The sequence below is a fragment of the Saccharothrix luteola genome, from assembly GCF_020859565.1.
Classification (GTDB): Bacteria; Actinomycetota; Actinomycetes; order Mycobacteriales; family Pseudonocardiaceae; genus Actinosynnema; species Actinosynnema luteola.
This window is the reverse complement of record NZ_JAJHUO010000023.1, coordinates 85746-99429: the sequence shown is the minus strand read 5'-3', so window position 1 is coordinate 99429 and position 13684 is coordinate 85746. Positions and strand designations below refer to the sequence as shown.

General features: G+C 69.9%; 14 protein-coding genes. 10 read left to right on the top strand and 4 right to left on the bottom strand.

Annotated elements, in window-relative coordinates; genetic code table 11:
• The first annotated feature begins 1 nt into the window (after position 1).
• Entirely contained in the window at positions 2-2461 is a 2460-nt protein-coding gene (locus tag LNK82_RS30100) for an FtsK/SpoIIIE family DNA translocase (protein ID WP_230570253.1), read from the top strand.
• Between the two features lie 256 nt (positions 2462-2717).
• The gene (locus LNK82_RS30095) at positions 2718-3404 is read left to right on the top strand and encodes a glycoside hydrolase family 12 protein (RefSeq protein WP_230570252.1); all 687 of its coding nucleotides are present in this window, start codon (positions 2718-2720) and stop codon (positions 3402-3404) included.
• Positions 3405-3771: 367 nt separating this feature from the next.
• Here the strand turns inward: LNK82_RS30095 and LNK82_RS30090 are convergent, their stop codons facing one another.
• From LNK82_RS30090 to LNK82_RS30075, 4 genes are all read right to left on the bottom strand, one after another.
• The gene (locus tag LNK82_RS30090) at positions 3772-4209 is read right to left on the bottom strand and encodes a phospholipase (RefSeq protein ID WP_372470686.1); all 438 of its coding nucleotides are present in this window, start codon (positions 4207-4209) and stop codon (positions 3772-3774) included.
• A gap of 250 nt (positions 4210-4459) precedes the next feature.
• On the bottom strand, positions 4460-4717 hold the full coding sequence (locus tag LNK82_RS30085; protein ID WP_230570251.1) for a hypothetical protein: 258 nt from the start codon (positions 4715-4717) through the stop codon (positions 4460-4462).
• Positions 4718-5054: 337 nt separating this feature from the next.
• Positions 5055-5933: a MerR family transcriptional regulator gene (locus LNK82_RS30080; RefSeq protein ID WP_230570250.1), complete on the bottom strand. Its 879-nt coding sequence runs from the start codon at positions 5931-5933 to the stop codon at positions 5055-5057.
• Between the two features lie 38 nt (positions 5934-5971).
• Entirely contained in the window at positions 5972-6472 is a 501-nt protein-coding gene (locus tag LNK82_RS30075) for an amino-acid N-acetyltransferase (RefSeq protein ID WP_308257318.1), read from the bottom strand.
• Positions 6473-6631: 159 nt separating this feature from the next.
• On the opposite strand from LNK82_RS30075, the gene LNK82_RS30070 reads away from it, so the two are divergent.
• From LNK82_RS30070 to pspM, 8 genes are all read left to right on the top strand, one after another.
• The gene (locus tag LNK82_RS30070) at positions 6632-7945 is read left to right on the top strand and encodes an AAA family ATPase (protein ID WP_230570249.1); all 1314 of its coding nucleotides are present in this window, start codon (positions 6632-6634) and stop codon (positions 7943-7945) included.
• Positions 7932-8360 carry an RloB family protein gene (locus LNK82_RS30065; RefSeq protein WP_230570248.1) on the top strand — a complete coding sequence of 143 codons (429 nt, stop codon included), beginning with the start codon at positions 7932-7934 and terminating at the stop codon, positions 8358-8360. The genes LNK82_RS30070 and LNK82_RS30065 overlap by 14 nt, the downstream gene beginning before the upstream one ends.
• A gap of 217 nt (positions 8361-8577) precedes the next feature.
• The gene (gene rimO / locus LNK82_RS30060; protein WP_230570353.1) at positions 8578-9954 is read left to right on the top strand and encodes a 30S ribosomal protein S12 methylthiotransferase RimO; all 1377 of its coding nucleotides are present in this window, start codon (positions 8578-8580) and stop codon (positions 9952-9954) included.
• 47 nt (positions 9955-10001) lie between these two features.
• Positions 10002-10535: a CDP-diacylglycerol--glycerol-3-phosphate 3-phosphatidyltransferase gene (pgsA, locus tag LNK82_RS30055; protein WP_230570352.1), complete on the top strand. Its 534-nt coding sequence runs from the start codon at positions 10002-10004 to the stop codon at positions 10533-10535.
• The gene (locus LNK82_RS30050; RefSeq protein ID WP_230570247.1) at positions 10532-11005 is read left to right on the top strand and encodes a CinA family protein; all 474 of its coding nucleotides are present in this window, start codon (positions 10532-10534) and stop codon (positions 11003-11005) included. The genes pgsA and LNK82_RS30050 overlap by 4 nt, the downstream gene beginning before the upstream one ends.
• Before the next feature lie 156 nt (positions 11006-11161).
• Positions 11162-11587, top strand: coding sequence for a helix-turn-helix domain-containing protein (locus tag LNK82_RS30045; protein WP_230570246.1), 426 nt, complete (start codon positions 11162-11164; stop codon positions 11585-11587).
• Positions 11588-11871: 284 nt separating this feature from the next.
• Positions 11872-12735, top strand: a complete 864-nt coding sequence (locus LNK82_RS30040) for a PspA/IM30 family protein (protein ID WP_230570245.1) — start codon at positions 11872-11874, stop codon at positions 12733-12735.
• 16 nt (positions 12736-12751) lie between these two features.
• Entirely contained in the window at positions 12752-13531 is a 780-nt protein-coding gene (gene pspM / locus LNK82_RS30035) for a phage shock envelope stress response protein PspM (protein ID WP_230570244.1), read from the top strand.
• Positions 13532-13684 lie beyond the last annotated feature (153 nt).

The window sequence follows — 13684 nt, the reverse complement described above, 5'->3', positions numbered from 1 at the left end:
CATGGCCGGCCGACCTGGAACCTCGCGCAAGGGCACGACCCGCAGCACCGGCTCCGGGTCGAAAGCCCGCGCGAGCGCGTCCCGTTCCGGCGGGTCCCGACCGGCCTCGAAGCGGTCACCCGCCAAGCGCGCGCCCGCGAAGAAGTCGTCGGGCTCCGTCGGCAGGGTCTGGGGACTGCTCGGCCGCGGCGTCGGCTCGGTGGTCCGCGCGGTCGGCCGCGGCAAGGAACTCGATCCCGCCCACCGCCGGGATGGCTTGGCGCTGGTGCTGATCGCGGTGGCCGTGATCACCGCCGCGGGCGTGTGGTGGCAGGCGGGCGGACCGGTCGGCCAGTGGGTCGACGTCGCCGTGCGCAGCTCCGTCGGCGGCCCGGCCGTGATCTTCCCCGTGGTGCTGCTGGTGATCGGCGTGACGCTCATGCGCACCGACCCGAACCCCGAGGCGCGGCCACGCCTGGTGATCGGCTCGATCCTGGTGGCGGTCGGGTTCCTCGGCATGTTCCACCTCGCCGGCGGCCTGCCGATGGACCCGGTCGCCCGTCGCGACGCCGGTGGCGCGTTGGGCTACCTCTCCGGCGGTTTCCTCGCGCAGGGCCTCACGTCGTGGGTCGCCGGACCGCTGCTCGTGCTGATCTTCGCCTACGGCGTGCTGCTGCTCGCGCACCTGCCGATCCGCGACGTGCCCGGGAAGCTCGGCGGCCTCCTGCACCGCAAGTCCGACCAGCTCGACGGTTTCGGCGCCGAGGAGGCGGAGGTCGAACCCGAGCCGGAGGAGAAGCCGGCCAAGCTGCGCCGCCCGTCCCGCAGCCGCCGCCAGGCCGTCGCCGCCACCGTCACCGACGAGCAGCCCGAGCTGCCGCTGGACGAGGAAACGCCGCCACCACCGCCGGCGGCCAAGCCGACGCCCAAGCCGAAGGCGACCCCGGAGACCCCGAAACCCGCCGCGATCGCCGTGCGCGCGGTCGAGGGCGACTACCGGCTGCCGCCGCCGACCATCCTCAAGGACGGCGACGCGCCGAAGGCCCGCAGCAAGGCCAACGACGTGATGATCGAGGCCATCTCCGGCGTGCTCGACCAGTTCTCCATCGACGCGCAGGTCACCGGCTTCACCCGCGGCCCGACGGTCACCCGGTACGAGGTGGAGCTCGGTCCGGGCGTGAAGGTCGAGAAGATCACCGCGCTGACCAAGAACATCGCCTACGCGGTCGCCACGGACAACGTGCGGCTGCTGGCGCCGATCCCCGGCAAGTCCGCGGTCGGCATCGAGGTGCCCAACAGCGACCGCGAGATGGTGCGGCTGGGCGACGTGCTGCGCTCGCCGTCCACGGTCAAGGACAACCACCCGATGGTCATCGGGCTGGGCAAGGACATCGAGGGCCACTTCGTCACCGCGAACCTGACCAAGATGCCGCACCTGCTGGTCGCGGGCTCGACGGGTTCGGGCAAGTCGAGCTTCGTGAACTCGATGCTGGTGTCCCTGCTGGCGCGCGCCACCCCGGACGAGGTCCGGATGATCCTCATCGACCCGAAGATGGTCGAGCTGACGCCGTACGAGGGCATCCCGCACCTGATCACGCCCATCATCACCCAGCCGAAGAAGGCCGCCGCCGCGCTGGCCTGGCTGGTCGAGGAGATGGAGCAGCGCTACCAGGACATGCAGGTCAACCGGGTGCGGCACATCGACGACTTCAACCGGAAGGTCAAGTCGGGCGAGATCACCGCGCCGCCGGGCAGCGAACGCGTCTACCGGCCGTACCCGTACATCATGGCGATCGTGGACGAGCTGGCCGACCTGATGATGACCGCGCCGCGCGACGTCGAGGACGCGATCGTCCGGATCACGCAGAAGGCGCGTGCGGCGGGCATCCACCTGGTGCTGGCGACGCAGCGGCCGTCGGTGGACGTGGTGACCGGCCTGATCAAGACGAACGTGCCGTCGCGGCTCGCGTTCGCCACGTCGTCCTTGACCGACTCGCGGGTCATCCTGGACCAGCCGGGCGCGGAGAAGCTGATCGGCATGGGCGACGGCCTGTACCTGCCGATGGGCGCCTCGAAGCCGGTGCGGATCCAGGGCGCGTACGTCGGGGACGACGAGATCTCCGAGATCGTCAACTTCGCCAAGGACCAGGCGCAGCCCGAGTACACCGACGGCGTCACGGCGGCGAAGGCGGGCGAGAAGAAGGAGATCGACGACGACATCGGCGACGACCTGGAGGTGCTGATCCAGGCGGCCGAGCTGATCGTCACGTCGCAGTTCGGCTCGACGTCGATGCTCCAGCGCAAGCTGCGGGTCGGCTTCGCCAAGGCCGGTCGGCTCATGGACCTGCTGGAGACGCGCGGCGTCGTCGGGCCGTCGGAGGGTTCGAAGGCCCGTGAGGTGCTGATCAAGCCGGACGAGTTGGACTCGGTCGTCCACCTGATCCGCGGTGGTTCCGGCGCGGGCGACGACGGGGACGATTGACCTCTCATTCCGCGCATTGCGCCGGATCATCACGTCCTGGCGCGTCTTGGCAGGTCGTCGAATTCGGTCGAACGAGTGGGTCGAACCAGTCGAATGCGCCGGAATCGTCCTGCGCGCGTGCACCCCGGCGTTGACCCGAGGACCATTGGGGTGCAATAGTTCGTCCACTCCGCCGCCTCGCCAGGTATTCCGCGCCTCTTGAATCGAAGCGATTCGACAGGCGACGAGTGGGCAATGGTGCCCGGGAAGAAGCGTCATGAACAGGATGCGCTCGGCCGCGGTCGCGGTCGCTTTGGTGGGGTCCCTGCTCGGTGCGAGCGGCGTCGCGCACGCCGCGACCTGGTCGTCCAGCGACAAGTGGGGCACGTGGTCGAACGGCGGCTATACCGTCCGCAACAACATCTGGGGCTCCGGCGCCGGGTTCCAGTCGATCTGGGCGAACTCCTACAGCAACTGGGGTGTGTGGGCGAACCACCCGAACACCGGCGGCGTCAAGTCCTACCCCCACTCGGCGAAGATGATCAACCAGCGGCTCAGCTCCCTGAGCAGGCTTTCCAGTTCCTTCAACGTGTCCCGGCCGAGCGCGGGCGCCTACGCGACGACCTACGACATCTGGGCCGACAACCACGCCTACGAGATCATGATCTGGATGAACAAGCAGGGCGCGGTCGGGCCGATCGGGTCGAGGCAGACCACGGCCACCGTCGGCGGCCACACCTGGGACGTGTACCGGGGTTCCAACGGCTCCAACGCGGTGTTCTCGTTCATCCGCACGAGCAACACCAACTCCGGCACGGTCGACGTGCTCGCGGTGCTGAAGTGGATCCAGGCGCGCGGCTGGTACGGCGACGTCACGGTCGGCGACGCGCAGTTCGGTTTCGAGATCACGTCGTCGTCGGGCGGGATGAACTTCGCCTCGAACAGCTTCTCGATCACCACCTGACCCCGGCCCGTCCGAAATTGTCAGGCTCTGCCTGCAGAATGAACGCAGGGTCCCTGGGCGCGCCGCTCCCCGGAAGGTGGACTGGGAATCCGGTTCCGGCTCTCCGGGGGAGTGGTGTGCCGGGCTGATGCGTTGTCCGAGCGAGTCCGTGGCCGCTACGGGCGTCGGCGGGTGCACGCGATGCCGGCCGTGGTGGCCTCTTCGCGCGGTCCGTCCCCGACGCGGGAGTTGACGAATTCCTCATCGTGCGAGGCCATCACCACCTGACCCCGGCCCGGCCGCCCGAAATTGTCGGACCGTGCCGGCAGAATGAAAGCAGGGGTCCCCTGGGCGGGGACCCCTGCGCAGCATCACGGCGATCGGAACGTCAGCTCGCGCCGAACTCGCGCACGGCCTTGTAGTACAGGTCCGCCGTGCGGTTGCAGGACCAGTTGCCCGCGCACTGGTGGTACAGGTCGGTCTTGAAGTTGTTGTCGATCCTCAGCCGGGTCGTCTCGTTGAACCGCCCCTGCCGCTTGTAGTTGCGGTAGCCGAAGTCGTGCCGGTGGCAGGCCGGCAGGAACTTGAACCCGAACGGGTTGTCCGGCGACCACGAACAACCGTCCGACGACCAGTCGAGCTGGTCGCTGTACGGCCGCTGCGCGCGCAGGGAGCTGAACTGCGACAAGGACTTGCTGAAGAGGTAGTCGTCGGTCACGGCGGGCGCGTTGATGGCCGCCTGGCCGACACCGGTGCCGACGCCGACCAGCAGGGCGAGCGAGGCGAGCACGACGGTGAAAGCATTGCGCAGGGATTTCGCGAGCACGGTTTCTTCCCCTCGGTTTTCGGGCTTGAGGGGTTCTTACCGGCAGAGATCAACGCGCAACAGCCCCGATCGGCTCATACCGCGTCAACGTCGGGTGAACGTTCGCCCGCACGTGATCACCGGGTCAACAGGCCGCTGGGCCGTCCGGGGGCAGACCTGTTGGGCCGTCACGCCCTTTCGCGCGAGCCGAACCGCCTACCGCGCTGCCGGTACCCGGCCGATGCCGGTTGGTCCACTGGTACGGGCGCGATCACGTCGCACGCCTGCGGTAGTACTCCGACACCCAAGGCCCGGCCAGCCCCGCCGCCATGACGTACCCGAACGCCACCAACCACACCACCGGACCCACCGCGGCGGCCACCGGCGGCACCACGAGGCACTCGGCGACGAACACCAGCACCCAGAACACCAACCGCTTCACCCCCGACCGCAACGGGTGCCTGCCGATCGAGCGGTCGTACCGGTATCCCGCGCGCAGGCCCACCAACGCGCCGATCAGTGCGATCACGCCACCCTCCGTGTGCAGAAGCCGGTCGGCGACGCGACCGCGGCCGAGGCAAGCGCTTGCGGCCGCCCGGCAACGTCACCGTCCGTTCGCGGGACATGTCCGCCGCGCCCGGCGGGCTCCGCACCGACGACGCGCACGCCCACGTGCGGCGGCGCGTCGGGCACGGGCGGGCCCGCCGGGCGGGGCGCGCCCAGCGACCTCGGGTGCGCCCGGACCGGCACGGGTGGCCGGTCCGGGCCGAGTGGGCGAGCCGAACCCCTCCGCACCGGCTCGACCAGCACCCGTGCTCCATCGCTGGGCACGTAAGGGAGTTCGCACCGCGCTCGCCTCAGCGCGGTCATCTGCCCGGCTCGTCGTGGTCGTCGCCCCGGTCGAGGAACCGCTGGATCGTCGGCTCGTCGGGGAACTCGTCGTCCTCATCGGTCTGGATGAGACGTTCCGCGATGGGCACCGGTTCCTCGACCCACGCGGGCTGGAAGTCGTCGCTCGGCAGCAGTTGGTGGCGGCGGGCGAACTGCTCGGCGGCCTCGCGGATGGACTCGCGCAGCGTGCCGACGACCACCGTCTCGGCGGTGTAGGTCAGCTCGACGAGCAGCGCGCGCATCCGGTCGAGCTGGTCGTCCTGGTCCGCGTTCTCCGCCAGCTGCGGCCACAGCCGGCGCTCGAAGACCTCCACGAAGTCGGCCGCCATGCCGTCGGTGGCCGTGCGCAGGTTCGCGAACTTGTCCAGCACGTCCTCGCTCGGGACGGTCAGCGCGGCGAGCCGGTTGCCCGCCTCCAGCGCCCAGCGGCGGACGTGCGGCCACCCGTGGCGCCAGCGGACCAGGCCGAGCTGCACGGCGCGGCGCAGGATGCGCGGCCGGACGTCGCCGAGCGGGACCAGGCGGCTGATGTCGCGGACCTTGATCCGGACCCAGTCGTCCGGGCCCTCCGCCTCGCCGACGCCCAGCACCGCCGCGACGCTCGCGCCCTTCTCCCGCGCCTTCACCAGTTCGGCGATGGCGGGCAGGGAGAAGCCGCGGGACTGGAGGCGTTGGACGAGGGTGAGGCGTTCCAGGTGGGAGGCGTCGTAGTAGGCGACGCGGCCCTGCCTGCGGGGTGGGTGCAGCACGCCCTTGGTCTGGTACATCCGGATCGTGCTGCCCGGCAGGCCGACCCGGACCGCCAGCTCGTCGACCGTCAACTGCTCCACGTCGCCGATCTTGGAGGACCGCATCCGTGGAGTCAAGACTGTTCGAGTGAACACTCGAATAGTTACAGGTGCAGCAGCATGCGCGAGTTGCCCAGGGTGTTCGGCTTCACGTACGAGAGGTCGAGGAACTCCGCCACGCCCTCGTCGGCCGACCGCATGATCTCCTCGTACACCTCGGGGGAGACGGGCGTGCCGTCGATCTCCACGAAGCCGTGCCTGCCGAAGAACCCGGTCTCGAACGTCAGCACGAACAACCGCTGCAACTGCAGCTCGCGGGCGGTCTCGATCAACCGGTGCACGATCCGGTGGCCGATCCCGCGACCCAACGCGTGCGGCGACACCGCGACCGTGCGGATCTCGGCCAGGTCCTCCCACAGCACGTGCAGCGCGCCACACCCGAGGACCACGCCGTCCTCCTCGGCGACCCAGAACTCCTGGATGTCCTCGAACAGCGTGACGAGCGGTTTGGACAGCAGCACCTTGCCGGCGTACGCGTCGATGAGGGCCTTCATCGCCCGAACGTCGCCGGTGCGGGCGCGACGCACGTTGATCGAGTCGTTCACGCGCTCAACGTAACCCTCCGTCGTGACCGTGTCTTATCCGGCAGGCGACCCGCTGAAACCTGCCCGCGTGGGACGCCAGAGCCACTTCTGTGCGGTTCACTGGCACGGAACGGGTCGAAACTTCGCTGCCGGAGGTGTCAGATGCTCCGGAGCTTCAGGATGGGCAACCACCGGTCGTTCCGCGACGAGCAGGAGTTGCTGCTCATGCCGGTCTACGCCAAGGACCGCGAGGTGCTGCCCGTCGCGGCCGTCTACGGCGCCGACGCCTCCGGCAAGTCGAACCTGCTCGACGGCCTGAAGTTCATGGCCGACGCGGTGCGCGAGTCGTTCGCCCAGTGGCGTCCGGGCGGCGGCGTCCCCCGCCGACCGTTCAAGCTCGACCCGGCGGCGCGGGAGCGGCCCTCGGTCTTCGTGGCGGAGTTCGTCGAGGCCGGGGTCCGCTACACCTACGGCTTCGAGGTGGATGACGAACGAGTGCTCTCCGAGTGGCTCTACAGCTATCCGGAGAAGCGCAAACGCGTCCTGTTCGACCGGTCGGGCGGTGACGTCGCGTTCGGCAAGACGGTCGCCGAGGCGGGTGCCAAGGGGGAGGTGCTGAGGGAACTCCTCCGGCCGAACGCGTTGTTCTTGAGCCTTGCCGCGCAGTCCAACGTGACGGCCCTTCTGTCGCCCTGCCGGTGGTTCACCGAGAGGTTGTGCTTCCGCTCGGGCGACGCAACCTCCGATCAAACGACGAAGGTTGCCGAGTTCCTCCATGAGAACCCCGATATGCACGAACGGCTGGTGGAACTCGTCCAGGCGGCGGACTTCGGCATCGTGGACATCACGGTCAACCGACCGCCTGGTCTCGATATGACACCGGCTCAATTCCTCGCCATCGCCGAAAAGATGGAAGAGTTGCCTCGATCGGGCAAGGCCGAGTTGCGGTCGGATCCGACGGCGCTCGCCGATCTGATGAGTCGGGTCGAGGCGTCCCTGACGCGCCTGGCCCGGCATCGGATCCGGTTGGAGCACGGAGCGGGTGAGCTCTTCGAGTTGGACGAGGAGTCGGCCGGGACCCGGTCGTGGCTCGGGCTGTTGCCGGACGTGCTCAGGATCCTGAGGGACGGGGGCGTCCTGACCGTCGACGAGATCGACGAGAGCCTGCACTCCCTCCTCACCGCTCGACTGATCGCCCTCTTCAACGACCCGCAAGCCAATTCAGGTAATGGCCAGCTCCTCTTCACCACGCACGACGCGACCTTGCTGCACCCGCCGCTGGCCGATGAGGTGTTGGACCGCGACGAAGTGTGGTTCGTGGAGAAGGGCGAGACCGGCGCGAGCACCCTCTACCCGCTGTCCGACTTCAAGCCACGTCGGGAGGACAACCTGGAGCGGCGTTACCTGGCCGGGCAGTACGGTGCTGTTCCGCGCCTGTACGAAGAGCACTTCGTGAATGCCGTGCGGGATGGCGTAGCCGATGATCAGGCGTGAGAATTCGCAGCGCAGATCCAGGCAAGCGGTCCCCCCGCGGCGGAACAACGTGTTGGTGGTCAGCGGCGGCCAGAAGACCGAAAGCCAGTACTTCTCCGGATTGCGGCCGGCCCGGCGGGCGCCGATAACGGTGAAGTGCAAAGTCGACTCCCCGCTCAACCTGGTCGAGTACGCCGCCGAGCTGCGCGACCAGTACCGCGAGGAGTTCCAGGCGGTGTGGTGCGTGGTCGACGTGGACAACTTCGACATCGCCGCCGCCGTCAAGGAAGCAGGCACAGCCGAAGTGGACCTCGCGGTGTCCAACCCGTGCTTCGAACTGTGGCTCCTCCTGCACTTCGCGGACCACCGGGCGCACATCGCCGACTACCGGGCCGCCCGCGACCTGCTCGCCCGCCACGTCCCCGGCTACGACTAGAAGCTCGACTACGCCTCGTTCGACCCGGGCGTCGAACGAGCCGTGGCCCGTGCGGCCCGACTCGGACCGGACAACCCGGCCACCGACGTCGGTCGCCTCGTCCAGGCGGTGCTGCGCACCTGACCTGGACCGCACACCCCACGGGCGGACGGGGAGGGGGCGAGCGCCGGTTACGCTGAGCACCGTGTCTTCCCCCACCACGTCCAAGCGCGTCGCCATGCTGACCCTCGGGTGCGCCCGCAACGAAGTCGACTCCGAAGAGCTGGCCGGCCGCCTCACCGCCGGCGGCTGGGAGTTGGTCGACGACGAAGCCGACGTGGTCGTGGTCAACACGTGCGGCTTCGTGGAGTCCGCCAAGAAGGACTCCGTGGACACCCTCCTCGCCGCCGCCGACAGCGGCGCGAAGGTGGTCGCGGTCGGGTGCATGGCCGAGCGCTACGGCGCCGAGCTGGCCGACAGCCTGCCCGAGGCGAACGCCGTGCTCGGGTTCGACCACTACACCGACCTCGCCGACCGGCTGGACGACGTCCTGGCCGGTCAGGCCATCGAGTCCCACAAGCCGGTCGACCGCCGCACGCTCCTGCCGCTCACGCCCGTGCAGCGCCCGAAGGCCGCCGAAGAAGTGCAGGTCCCGGGGCACGGCTGGGGCCCGCGCGTCCTTCGCACCCGCCTCACCGACACGCCCGTGGCGCCGCTGAAGATCGCCTCCGGCTGCGACCGCCGCTGCTCGTTCTGCGCGATCCCGTCCTTCCGCGGCGCGTTCGTCTCCCGCCACCCGGACGAGGTGGTGGCCGAGGCGATGTGGCTGGCCGAGCAGGGCGTCCGCGAGGTGTTCCTGGTCTCCGAGAACTCCACCTCCTACGCCAAGGACCTGCCCCGCGAGCTGGGCGGCCTGGAACTGCTTCTCCAGCGGCTGGCCAAGGTGCCCGGCATCGACCGCGTCCGCGTGTCCTACCTGCAGCCCGCCGAGACCAAGCCCACGCTGGTCAAGGCCATCGCCACGACCGACGGCGTGGCCGACTACTTCGACATGTCCTTCCAGCACTCCAGCGAGCCCGTGCTCCGCCGGATGCGCCGGTTCGGCTCCACCGAGTCGTTCCTCGGCCTGGTCGAGCAGATCCGCTCCCTCGCGCCGCGTGCGGGCATCCGCAGCAACGTCATCGTCGGCTTCCCCGGTGAGACCGAGGAGGACGTGGCCGAGCTGGAGCGCTTCCTCACCGCCGCCCGGCTGGACGCGGTCGGCGTGTTCGGCTACTCCGACGAGGACGGCACCGAGGCCGAGAACCTGCCGGACAAGCTGGACGCCGACACGATCGCCGAGCGCGTCGCCCGCATCTCCAACCTGGTCGAGGAGCTCACGTCCCAGCGCGCCGAGGACCGCGTCGGCGAGGAGGTCGTCGTCCTGGTCGAGACCGAGGAGGACGACGACAACGACTGCGTCGGCCGCGCCGCCCACCAGGCGCCCGAGGTCGACGGCGAGTGCGTCATCACCAACGCCGACGGCCTCAACGTCGGCGACCTGGTGCGCTGCCGCGTCGATTCCTCCGAGGGCGTCGACCTGGTCGTGACAGCGATCGAGGTGCTGCCGAGGTGACCGAACCCGCGCGCGTGCCGGTGCTGAACATCGCCAACGTGCTGACGATGTCCCGGCTGGTGCTCGTGCCGGTGTTCCTCTACTTCCTGTTCGCCGAGGACGGCCACCAGCCGTGGTGGCGACTGGCCGCGTTCGGGGTGTTCGCCGTGGCGTCGGTCACCGACCACGTGGACGGCAACCTGGCCCGCAAGCACGGCCTGATCACCGACTTCGGCAAGATCGCCGACCCGATCGCGGACAAGGCGCTGACCGGCGCCGCGCTGGTGGGCCTGAGCCTGCTCGGCGAGCTGCCGTGGTGGGTGACGGTGGTCATCGCGGTCCGCGAGCTCGGCGTGACGCTGCTGCGCTTCTGGGTCATCCGGCACGGCGTGATCCCGGCCAGCCGCGGCGGCAAGGCCAAGACGCTCGTGCAGATCGTCGCCATCGGCCTCTACGTGCTGCCGCTGCCGTCCTGGTTGGACGCTGTCTCCGTGACCACGATGGGCGCGGCCGTGGTGCTGACCGTCGTCACGGGCGTCGACTACGTCATCCGCGCGTTCCGCCTGCGGGCCAGGGGCAAGCGGGCGGTGGCCGGGGCGTGAGCGCCGCCGACGTCGTCCGGATCCTCAAGGCGCGCGGTGAGACGGTCGCCACCGCCGAGTCGCTGACCGCGGGCCTGGTGACCGCCGAGCTCGCCTCCGTGCCCGGCGCCAGCGCCGTGGTGCGCGGCGGGCTCGTGGTCTACGCGACGGACCTCAAGCACACGCTCGCGGGCGTGGACGCGGCGTTGCTGGCCGAGCACGGCGCCGTGCACGCCGAGGTGGCCCGGCAGCTCGCCGAGGGCGCACGGGAGCGCTGCGGCGCGACGTGGGGCCTCGGGCTGACCGGCGTGGCCGGTCCCGACCCGCAGGACGGTGTCGGGCCGGGCACCGTCCACATCGGTTTGTCCGGTCCGTCCGGAACGCTCGTCCGAACGCTCACTCTGGGTGGTGGTCGTCACGAAGTCCGCAAGAGTTCGACAACGGCGGCGCTGAACCTCCTGCTCGACCACCTCAAGATCCCCGTCGAGTGACGTGAGCAGCGCGTTCCCCGTCACACCGGGACACCCACGCGGGAACTTACCGACGAGTTCACTCGTTCGCCCTTGGCGGACGTGTCGGGAAGTCACTGCCCGTCGACGGGACGGGTCGGTAACGTGGTGGCACGGCCGGCCGGAAGGAGGCGCGCGATGACCGTGCTGCTACGCGAGGCGATCGGTGATCGGCTCCGCCATGCCCGCACCACCCAACGCCGCACGCTGCGCGAGGTCTCCAGGACCGCCCGCGTCAGCCTGGGGTACCTCTCCGAGGTGGAGCGTGGCCGCAAGGAGGCGTCCAGCGAGCTGTTGGCCGCGATCTGCGAAGCGTTGGACCTGCCCCTGTGGGAGCTGCTGCACCTGGTCGCCTCGGACATCGGCGCCGTCCAGCGCCCCGTGCCGACGCCCGCCGAGCTCACCGAACGGGCGCCCGCGTCCGCGTCGTCGGGTCTGGAGGGCGGCACGATGGTGCCCGCGGTGATCGGCAACGACCTGTCCGACCTGCGGTTGCAGCCCGTGCTGACGCATCGGCTGTCCACGTCCATCAGCAAGCCGCGCAACGCGGTGGTGGCGGCGTAACACCAGTTGACACCTGCCTGAGCCGAGCCGGTCCGACCGGCTCGGCTTTCGGCGCTTGCAACGAGTTGGCAACCCCGCACGGGGTCGCCGCGTCGCCCGCGAGGCGGACGGGCAGGATGACCATGCCGACGAAAGTCGGGGGGTGACTCAGGGTGATCCCGGATATCTCCCCAGGTCGGTGGAAGCAGCGCGGGACACCTGACACGATGGAACCAACACCGGCACCGGGTCGTTGCCAATCACGAGCGCGAGCCAGGGAAGTGCGGAGAAGGCAGGCGTAGGAGATGGCCAACCCTTTCGTGAAGGCATGGAAGTACTTCATGGCGGCTTTTTCGTCCAAGATCGACGAGCACGCCGACCCGAAGGTGCAGATCCAGCAGGCCATCGAGGAGGCGCAGCGGCAGCACCAGGCGCTCTCCCAGCAGGCCGCCGCGGTGATCGGCAACCAGCGCCAGCTCGAGATGAAGCTCAACCGCCAGCTCGGCGAAGTGGAGAAGCTCCAGGCATCCGCACGCCAGGCGCTCGTGCTCGCCGACGAGGCGAGGGCGAAGGGTGACGAGACGCGCGCGACGCAGTTCGAGACCGCGGCGCAGGGCTTCGCCACCCAGCTGGTGACCGCGGAGCAGAGCATCGAGGACCTGAAGACGCTGCACGACCAGGCGTTGCAGGCGGCCACGCAGGCGAAGCAGGCGGTCGAGCGCAACGCGATGGTCCTGCAGACCAAGCTCGCCGAGCGCACCAAGCTGCTCAGCCAGCTGGAGCAGGCGAAGATGCAGGAGCAGGTCTCGCACTCGCTGCGCCAGATGACCGAGCTGGCGGCGCCGGGCAACACGCCGTCGCTGGAAGAGGTCCGCGACAAGATCGAGAAGCGGTACACCACCGCGCTCGGTTCCGCGGAGTTGGCGCAGAACTCGGTGCAGGGCCGGATGCTGGAGGTCCAGCAGTCGACCACCGAGATGGCGGGCCACTCGCGGCTGGAGCAGATCCGCGCGTCGATGGCGGGCGGCAAGGTCGCCGGCGAGGTGACGAGCGGTCAGCCCGCGAGCGCGAGCGCGAGCATCCAGCAGGAGATCCAGCAGCGGGTCCAGCAGACGCAGGCGCAGCCCACGCAGCAGGTCCAGCAGAACCCGCCGGCGAGCCAGAGCTGAGAGGGTGGTGTCCGCGATGGAACCCCGGCGGAAGGTGGCTGGCGAGATCGCACAGGTCATCGGCGGCCAGCTCCAAGGGCAGATCGCGGACCAGGTGAAGCGGCGGTACGCCGCCTGGAACGACCCGCGCGCGAAGCTCGATCGGCGGTACCGCCGATCGAGCCGCGTGCTCACCTTCTGGCTGATCGTGCTGGCCCTGCTCGCGGTGGTCGGCACGCTCACGCTGGTCGGGGCGCTCGGCGCGGCCCCCGGCGTGGTGGCGGCCCTCGGGTTCGCCGGCACGTCCGTGCTGGCCGTGCGCACCAACTTGAAGATGAGGGGCATCGACGCCGAGCGCCGGCAGCTGGAGGCCGCGCCGACGCCCGAGCCGCTGCCCGCCCGGTCCTCGGCGGCGCGTCAGCCGATGGAACGGCTGGAGGACGCCCAGGACACGTTGCGGGAGCTGCTGCGCCAGCTCGACTCCGCGGCGCTGACGTCCATCCCCACCGACTCGGTCGAGCAGGCCCGCGCCACCGGCGCCGAGGCCGCGTCCGCGATCCGGGCCGTCTCCCGCCAGTTGCAGGCCGTGGAACGGGCGCGCGACACCGCCCCGCCGCTGGACCGCGCCCCGCTGGTCGAAGGCGTGCGAAGACTGCGGGCCCAGCTCGACGAGGGTGTCGACGGCTACTGCGGCCTCGTCGCCGCCGCCGGTCGGGTGCTCGCCGAGAGCACCGCCTCGAACCCGCGGCAGGTCCTCGGCGACGCGACGGACCACCTTGCGGGCCTCGCCTCGGCGTTGCGCGAGCTGTCGCGCTGACCTCGTCGCGGATCTCCGCACCTCTCGCACGGCCATCTGCACGAACGACGATTGCGTCACGTTGCGTAGCGGAGTTGCGCTAACCTCCGGGCTGCGGTGGCGTACGCTGCTGCGATCGTGTGATTATCAGACCGTTATATAGCCGCGGCCACT